This is a genomic window from Streptomyces sp. NPDC056347, from assembly GCF_042262625.1.
In the GTDB taxonomy this organism is placed as follows: domain Bacteria; phylum Actinomycetota; class Actinomycetes; order Streptomycetales; family Streptomycetaceae; genus Streptomyces.
Map to the genome: position 1 here is coordinate 20,772 of NZ_JBHJQP010000102.1, position 8,568 is coordinate 29,339.

Sequence of the window (8,568 nt, forward strand, 5' to 3'; positions counted from 1 at the left end):
AACACTTGTTAGGGAAGGAGGGGCGGATGTCCACTGCCCACGACGAGCCGGTGCGCTACGAGAAGCAGGGCCCGGTCGCCACGGTGACCATGAACCGGCCCGACTACCGCAACGCCCAGAACTCCGCGATGACCTACGCGCTGGACCGGGCGTTCTACCGCGCGGCCGAGGACGGCGAGGTGAAGGCCGTCGTCCTGGCCGGGGCGGGCGAGCACTTCTCCGCCGGGCACGACATCGGCACCCCCGAGCGGGACGCGCACCTCCCCTTCGAGCGCCGGGCCGGGCTCTGGTGGGACCACTCGGACAAGGCCGGCGCGGAGAGCCGCTTCGCCCGCGAGTCCGAGGTGTATCTGGGCATGTGCCGCCGCTGGCGGGAGCTGCCGAAGCCGGTCATCGCCTCCGTGCAGGGCGCCTGTGTGGCCGGCGGGCTGATGCTCGCCTGGATCTGCGATCTGATCGTGGCCGGCGAGGACGCCTTCTTCGCCGACCCGGTGGTCCGCATGGGCATCCCCGGCGTCGAGTACTTCGCGCACCCCTGGGTGATGCCGCCGAGGATCGCCAAGGAGTTCCTCTTCACCGGCGACCGGATGAGCGCCCGGCGGGCGTACGAGATCGGCATGGTCAACCGCGTGGTGCCCCGGGAGGAACTGGCCGACCGCACCCGGGAGCTGGCGCTGCGGATCGCGGAGATGCCGCGCCTGGGCCTGGCCCTGACCAAGCGCGCCGTCAACCAGGCCGAGGACCTCCAGGGAATGCACGCCGGGATGGACTCGGTGTTCGGCCTGCACCACCTGGCGCACGCCCACAACGCCGAGACCGCCTCCGACGCGCTCGGCGGCATGGACATCCGGGCGATGAAGAAGGCGGGCTCCTGATGGACCTCGACATCGACGCCGCCGACGATGCCTTCCGCACCGAGGCCCGCGCCTGGCTGGCCGGCCACGTACCGGCCACGCCGCTGCCGTCCCTGGAGACCGCCGAGGGGTTCGCCGCCCACCGGGAGTGGGAGGCCGAGCTCGCCGCGGACCGCTGGTCGGTGGTCTCCTGGCCCGAGGAGTACGGCGGGCGCGGCGCCTCGCTGCTGCGCTGGCTGCTCTTCGAGGAGGAGTACTACGCGGCGGGTGCGCCCGGCCGGGTCGGCCAGAACGGGATCAGTCTGCTGGCCCCCACCCTCTTCGAGTACGGCACCGCCGAGCAGCGGGCCCGGCTGCTGCCGCCGACGGCGCGCGGTGAGGTGGTCTGGGCACAGGCGTGGTCGGAGCCGGAGGCCGGTTCGGACCTGGCCGCGCTGCGCTCGACGGCCGTACGGACCGAGGGCGGCTGGCTGCTCGGCGGCCAGAAGACCTGGTCCTCCCGGGCCGCCTTCGCCGACCGGGCCTTCGGCCTGTTCCGCAGCGACCCGGACGCGGACCGGCCGCACCGGGGGCTGACGTACCTGATGTTCCCGCTGGACGCCGAAGGGGTCACGGTGCGGCCCATCGGGCGGCTCGACGGGAAGCCCGCCTTCGCCGAACTCTTCCTGGACCGGGTGTTCGTCCCCGACGCGGACGTGATCGGCGAGCCCGGGCAGGGCTGGCGGGTCGCGATGAGCACCACCGGCAACGAACGCGGGCTGACCCTGCGCAGCCCCGGCCGGTTCACGGCCGCCGCCGAGCGGCTGACCGCGCTGTGGCGGGCCCACGGCGACCCCGGGGACACGGCACTGCGCGACCGGGTCGCCGACGCGGTGATCGCGGCCCGCGCCTACCGGCTGTTCTCCTACGCGGGCGCCTCGCGGATACTGCACGGCGAGGCCGCCCCGGCCGCCGCCTCCAGCCTCAACAAGCTCTACTGGTCCGAGCTGGACATCGCGCTCCACGAGACGGCGCTCGACCTGCTGGGCCCGTACGGCGAGCTCGCCGACCACGCGGCGGACTGCCCGCCGGGCGGCTGGGCGGAGGGCTACACCTTCTCACTGGCCGGTCCGGTGTACGCGGGCACCAACGAGATCCAGCGCGACATCGTCGCCGAGCGGCTGCTCGGCCTGCCGAAGGGACGCCGCTGATGCGCTTCCTCCTGGACGCCGAGCAGCGGGAGTTCGCCCGCTCCCTCGACGCGCTGCTCGCCTCCGCCGATGTCCCGGCCGCGATCCGGTCCTGGGCGGCCGGGGACCACAAGCCGGGGCGGGTCCTGCGCGACCGGCTCGCCGAGGCGGGACTGTTCGCCCTGGCGGTACCGCGCGAGCACGACGGGTACGGCCCGCTGCCGCTGGAACTGGCCGTCGCCTTCGAGGTGCTGGGGCGGCACGCCGTACCCGGGCCGCTGGTCGAGACGGTCGCGGCGGCGGCCCTGATCGACCGGCTCGGCGACGGGGGCCTGGCCGCCGAGCGGCTGCCCCCGGTCGCCTCGGGCGCGTCGGAGCTCTCGCTCTGCGTGACGGCGCTCGGCCCGTACGCCCTGGACGCCGACGCGGCCGGGGCCGTGCTGGTGGTGGACGGTGATGTGCTGCGCCTCGCGGCCGGGGCGGGGCCCGTGCAGCCCTCGGCCGACCCGGCGCGGCGTCTCGCACGGCCCGTGGGCGGCACCGTTCTCGCCCGGGGTCCGGCGGTGACCGGGGCGGCCGGGTACGCGGCGGAGGTGGCCGCGCTCCTGACGGCGGCCCAGGCTCTCGGGGTCGGCCGCACCCTGCTGGCCCGTACCGTCGCCTACGTGCAGCAGCGCACCCAGTTCGGGACGGCGATCGGTTCCTTCCAGGCGGTCAAGCACCGGCTGGCCGACACCCTGCTGGCCCTCGAGTTCGCCGAGCCCCTGGTGCACGGCGCCGCGCTCACGCTCGCCGCCGGGGACGGCGGGGCGGGCGGCGAGATCGCCGCGGCCAAGGCCGCCGCGGGCGAGGCCGCGTACGGGGCGGCGCGCACCGCACTCCAGCTGCACGGGGCGGTGGGCTACACCGATGAGCTCGATCTGTCGCTGTGGCTGCGCAAGGCCCGGCCGCTGCGCGACGCCTGGGGCACCCCGGCCGCCTGCCGGGCCCGGGTCCTGGCCGGCTGACCGCGCGCACCGCACACCGCACACCGCACACCGCACACCGCACACCGCACACCGCACACCGCACACCGAGAGGAGCGGCCCGATGAGGCTGACGGACGAGCAGGAGCAGCTGCGGTCGGCGGTGCGCGCGGTGCTGACGAAGCACCAGGACGCCGCCGCCTGGGCACCGTTGACCGGGCAGATCGGGGCCGCGGGGCTGGCCGTGCCGGAGGGGCACGGCGGGCTGGGCGGCGGCGCCCGTGACGTGCACGTCCTGATGGAGGAGCTGGGGCGGTGCCTGAGCCCGGTGCCGTACCTGGGCTCGGCGGTGCTCACCTCGGGGGCGCTGCTGGCCACCGGTGACCGGGCGGCCCTCGGGCGGCTGCTGCCGGGGCTCGCCGAGGGCACCGCGGTGGGCGCCCTGGCCTGGGCCGAGGGCGGTTCCTGGGACGGATCGGCGATCCGCGCCGAGGCGGTTCCGCGCCCGGGCGGCGGCTGGCTGATCAGCGGGGTCAAGGAACACGTCCTGGACTGGCCGGACATCGACGTGCTGCTCGTGGCGGCCCGTACGGCGGCGGGGATCTCGCTCTTCGAGGTGGCACCCGGCGCCGCCGGGGTGCGCCGGGAACCCGTGGTGACCATGGACTCCACCCGGGCCCAGGCCCGGTGGGTGCTGGCGGACGCCGAGGGGCGGCTGGTGGGCGCGGACGGCGACGGCGGCCGGTGCCTGGAGCGGGTACGGGACCTGGCGTGCGCGGCCCTCGCCGCGGAGCAGGCGGGCGCGGCCGGGCGCTGTCTGGAGATCACCGTGGCCCACACCCGGGACCGGGTGCAGTTCGGGCGGCCCATCGGTTCGTTCCAGGCGGTGAAGCACCGGCTGGCGGACGCGTACGTGCTGGTGGAGTCGGCGCGTTCGGCGGCGCTCGGGGCCGCTTGCGCCGCCGACACGGACCCGGAGGCACTGCCGCGGGCCGCCGCCGTGGCCAAGTCCGTCTGCTCGGAGGTGTTCTCGGCGGTGGCGGGCGAGATGATCCAGCTGCACGGCGGGATCGGCATCACCTGGGAGCACGACGCGCACCGCTACTTCAAGCGGGCGCACGGGGCGGGCGAGCTGTTCGGCGCGCCCGCGCACCACCGGGCGCGGCTCGCCGCCGGGCTCGGGCTGACGGCGCACTGACGGCGCACCGAGCGGGGAGGCTCACGGCATGGACACCGACGGCGGGCGGGACTTCACGGGCCGGGTGGCGCTGGTCACCGGCGGCACCAGGGGGATCGGGGCCGCGATCGCGGAAGCGTTCCTCGGCGCAGGGGCCCGGGTGGTGGTCTGCGGGCGCGCCACGCCCCGGGCGCTGCCGTCGGCGGCGGGCCGTTCGGCGGTGTTCGTCCCGGCCGATGTGCGCGACCCGGCGTCGGCGGGGGCACTGGTGGAGGCGGCGGTGGAACGCTTCGGCCGGCTCGACGTGCTGGTCAACAACGCGGGCGGTTCACCGGACGCCGACGCGGCCACCGTCTCGCCCCGGTTCGTGGAGAAGGTCGTCGCGCTCAATCTGCTGGCGCCGTTCTACGTGTCGCAGGCGGCGTACCGCGTCATGCGGGCCCAGGAGGGTGGTGGTTCGATCGTCAACATCGGCAGTGTCTCCGCCCATGACCCGCAGCCGGGTACCGCCGCGTACTCGGCCGCCAAGGCGGGGCTGCTGACCCTCACCCGGGCGCTGGCGCTGGAGTGGGCGCCCGCGGTCCGGGTGAACCATGTCACAGCGGGCCCGGTCCGTACCCCGGACGCGGCGTCGGTCTACGGGGCGGACGGCGCGGCGTCGGTGGCGGGGGTGGTCCCGATGCGGCGGATGGCCGTGCCCGAGGACGTGGCCCGGGCCTGCCTGTTTCTCGCGAGCGGCCTGTCCGGGTACGTCAGCGGAGCGGATCTGGCGGTGCACGGCGGCGGCGAGTTCCCCGCCCGCTACCTCGCGGTGAAGGCGGCCGGCGGGGCTGGATGAGGACGGCGTGACGGCATGGGCGGACGGGCGTCCGCGATCGCAGGGGTGGCACTCCGGTACGGTGGCGATCGCTTCGCGCCCGAGATCCGCATCGCCCGTCCTGACGCCACACACCCGTGTACACGACTGGGGAGTCCGATGTTCGAGAAGGTACTGGTCGCCAACCGTGGCGAGATCGCGATCCGCGCCTTTCGCGCGGCGTTCGAGCTCGGCGTCTCCACGGTCGCCGTTTTTCCCTACGAGGACCGCAACTCCCTGCACCGGGCCAAGGCCGACGAGGCCTATCTGATCGGGGAGCGCGGCCATCCCGTACGCGCCTATCTCTCGGTGGACGAGGTGATCGGCGCGGCCCGCAGGGCGGGGGCCGACGCGGTCTACCCGGGCTACGGCTTCCTGTCGGAGAACCCGGACCTCGCGGCGGCGTGCGCGGAGGCCCGGATCACCTTCGTCGGCCCGCCCGCCCCGGTGCTGCACCTCACCGGGAACAAGTCCCGGGCGGTCGCCGCGGCCCGGGAGGCCGGGGTTCCCGTACTGAAGTCCTCCGAACCGTCGACGGACGTGGACGCGCTCGTGGCCGCCGCGGACGGCATCGGCTTCCCGGTCTTCGTGAAGGCCGTCGCGGGCGGCGGCGGGCGCGGCATGCGCCGGGTCGCCGAGCCCGCGGAGCTGCGGGAGGCCATCGACGCCGCGATGCGCGAGGCGCGCTCCGCGTTCGGCGACGCGACGGTCTTCCTGGAGCAGGCGGTGATCGATCCCCGCCACATCGAGGTGCAGATCCTCGCCGACGCCGAGGGCAACGTGGTGCACCTGTACGAACGGGACTGCTCGTTGCAGCGCCGCCACCAGAAGGTCGTCGAGATCGCGCCCGCCCCGCACCTCGACCCGGCACTGCGGGAGCGGATCTGCGCCGACGCCGTGGCCTTCGCCCGTCACATCGGCTACATCAACGCGGGCACCGTCGAATTCCTGGTCGACGGCGAGGGCAACCATGTCTTCATCGAGATGAACCCGCGCATCCAGGTCGAGCACACCGTGACCGAGCAGGTCACCGGACGCGATCTGGTCATCGCGCAGCTGCGCATCGCCGCCGGCATGACCCTTCCCCAACTGCGGCTCACCCAGGATGACATCACCCTCAACGGCACGGCGCTGCAGTGCCGGATCACCACGGAGGACCCGGCCAACGGCTTCCGGCCGGACACCGGCACCATCTCCGCGTACCGCTCCCCCGGCGGACCCGGGGTCCGGCTGGACGGCGGCACCGTCCACACCGGAGCGGAGGTGTCCGCCCACTTCGACTCGATGCTCGTCAAGCTCACCTGCCACGGGCACGACTTCGCCAACGCCGCCCGCCGGGCGCGCCGGGCCATCGCGGAGTTCCGCATCCGGGGCGTGGCGACCAACCTGCCGTTCCTGGGCGCGGTCCTGGACCATCCCGATTTCCGGGCGGGGCACGTCACGACCGGGTTCATCGACGCGCACCCGGAGCTGATCCGGGCCCGCCCCTCGGCCGACCGGGGCAGCCGGATGCTCGGCTATCTCGCCGAGACCACCGTCAACCGGCCGTACGGGCCCCGCCCCGCCGTGATCGACCCGGTGGACAAGCTGCCCGCGCTGCCGCCCGGGACACCGCCGGCGGGCTCCCGGCAACGGCTCGCGGCCCTGGGCCCGGAGGGGTTCGCCGCCGAGCTGCGCGCCCAGGCGGCCGTGGCCGTGACCGACACGACGTTCCGGGACGCCCATCAGTCGCTGCTGGCCACCCGGGTCCGCACCCGCGACCTGCTGACCGTCGCGCCGTACGTGGCGCGGACCGCGCCGCAGCTGCTGAGCCTCGAGTGCTGGGGCGGCGCGACGTACGACGTGGCGCTGCGCTTCCTGGCCGAGGACCCGTGGGAGCGCCTGGTCAGGCTCCGCGAGGCGGTGCCCAACATCTGCACCCAGATGCTGCTGCGCGGCCGCAACACGGTCGGCTACACGCCCTACCCCACCGAGGTCACCGAGGCGTTCGTCGCCGAGGCCGCGAGCGCCGGGATGGATATCTTCCGGATCTTCGACGCCCTCAACGACGTGGACCAGATGCGTCCGGCGATCGATGCCGTGCGCGCCACCGGCACGTCACTCGCCGAGGTGGCGCTCTGCTACACCGCGGACCTCTCCGACCCCGGCGAGACGCTGTACACCCTGGACTACTACCTGCGGCTCGCCGAGCGGATCGTGGCGGCGGGCGCCCATGTGCTGGCGATCAAGGACATGGCGGGGCTGCTGCGCCCGCCGGCCGCCCGCACCCTGGTCACGGCGTTGCGCGAGCGGTTCGACCTGCCGGTCCATCTGCATACCCACGACACCGCGGGCGGGCAGCTCGGCACGCTGATCGCCGCGATCGACGCGGGGGTGGACGCGGTCGACGCGGCGGTCGCCTCCATGGCCGGCACGACCAGCCAGCCGCCGCTGTCGGCGCTGGTGGCCGCCACCGACCACACCGGGCGGGCCACCGGTCTTTCGCTGGCGGCGGTCGGCGATCTGGAGCCGTACTGGGAGGCGACCCGCAAGGTGTACGCCCCCTTCGAGTCGGGGCTGGCCTCGCCGACCGGCCGGATCTACCACCACGAGATCCCCGGCGGGCAGCTGTCCAACCTTCGCCAGCAGGCCATCGCGCTCGGCCTGGGCGACCGGTTCGAGCTGATCGAGGACTGTTACGCGGCGGCGGACCGGATGCTCGGCCGGCTGGTGAAGGTGACGCCGTCGTCGAAGGTGGTGGGCGATCTGGCTCTGCACCTGGTGGGCGCGGGGGTCACGGCGGCGGACTTCGAGGCCGACCCGGGCCGGTTCGACGTGCCGGACTCGGTGATCGGCTTCCTGCACGGGGAGCTGGGCGATCCGCCCGGCGGCTGGCCCGAGCCGTTCCGGACCCGGGCGCTGCGGGGCCGCCCGGCGAAGGAGCGGGTGGCCCGGCTCTCGGAGGAGGACCGCGAGGGGCTGCGGAAGTCGCCGCGGGCGACGCTGAACCGGCTGCTCTTCCCCGGTCCGACCAAGGAGTTCGAGGCGCACCGGGAGGTGTACGGCGACACCTCCGTGCTGCCGACCCGGGACTTCCTGTACGGCCTGGAACCGGAGACCGAGCACACGGTGACCCTGGAGCCGGGGGTCACGCTGCTGATCGAGCTGGAGGCCGTCTCCGAGCCGGACGAACGCGGCTTCCGCAGCGTACTGGCCACGCTCAACGGGCAGTTGCGGCCGGTTTCGGTGCGGGACCGGTCGGTCGCCACGGAGGTGAAGGCCGCCGAGAAGGCGGACCGCGGCAACCCGGGGCACGTCGCGGCGCCGTTCGCCGGGGTCGTCACCCTCCAGGTGGAGCAGGGAGCCCATGTGACGGCCGGTCAGACCGTGGCCACCATCGAGGCGATGAAGATGGAGGCGTCGATCACCGCCCAGGCTTCCGGGACCGTGCGGCGGCTGGCGATCGGCTCCGTCCAGCAGGTCGAGGCGGGTGACCTGCTCCTCGACATCGGCTGAGCGGCCGGGGGGCGGGCCGGTGGGCCCGCCCCCCGGGGCGTCGGTGTTACGC

The 8,568-nt window shown here is 74.6% G+C and carries 6 protein-coding genes; all 6 read left to right on the forward strand.

Features of this window, described 5'->3' with window-relative positions; translation table 11 throughout:
• Positions 1 to 26: 26 nt before the first annotated feature.
• The 6 genes from ACFCV8_RS22815 to ACFCV8_RS22840 all read left to right on the forward strand — a co-directional run bounded on the left by ACFCV8_RS22815 (position 27) and on the right by ACFCV8_RS22840 (position 8,516).
• Positions 27 to 875: an enoyl-CoA hydratase gene (locus ACFCV8_RS22815; RefSeq protein WP_376687253.1), complete on the forward strand. Its 849-nt coding sequence runs from the start codon at positions 27 to 29 to the stop codon at positions 873 to 875.
• Positions 875 to 2,044: an acyl-CoA dehydrogenase family protein gene (locus ACFCV8_RS22820; RefSeq protein ID WP_376687254.1), complete on the forward strand. Its 1,170-nt coding sequence runs from the start codon at positions 875 to 877 to the stop codon at positions 2,042 to 2,044. The genes ACFCV8_RS22815 and ACFCV8_RS22820 overlap by 1 nt, the downstream gene beginning before the upstream one ends.
• The gene (locus ACFCV8_RS22825; RefSeq protein WP_376687255.1) at positions 2,044 to 3,030 is read left to right on the forward strand and encodes an acyl-CoA dehydrogenase family protein; all 987 of its coding nucleotides are present in this window, start codon (positions 2,044 to 2,046) and stop codon (positions 3,028 to 3,030) included. Before ACFCV8_RS22820 ends, ACFCV8_RS22825 begins: the two co-directional genes overlap by 1 nt.
• An 82-nt stretch (positions 3,031 to 3,112) precedes the next feature.
• On the forward strand, positions 3,113 to 4,186 hold the full coding sequence (locus ACFCV8_RS22830) for an acyl-CoA dehydrogenase family protein (protein ID WP_376687256.1): 1,074 nt from the start codon (positions 3,113 to 3,115) through the stop codon (positions 4,184 to 4,186).
• A 28-nt stretch (positions 4,187 to 4,214) separates the two neighbouring features.
• A complete protein-coding gene (locus ACFCV8_RS22835) occupies positions 4,215 to 5,003 on the forward strand; it encodes an SDR family oxidoreductase (protein ID WP_376687257.1) in 789 nt (262 codons plus the stop codon).
• A gap of 138 nt (positions 5,004 to 5,141) precedes the next feature.
• Complete coding sequence (locus tag ACFCV8_RS22840; protein ID WP_376687258.1) at positions 5,142 to 8,516, forward strand: pyruvate carboxylase; 3,375 nt, start codon at positions 5,142 to 5,144, stop codon at positions 8,514 to 8,516.
• Positions 8,517 to 8,568: the final 52 nt, after the last annotated feature.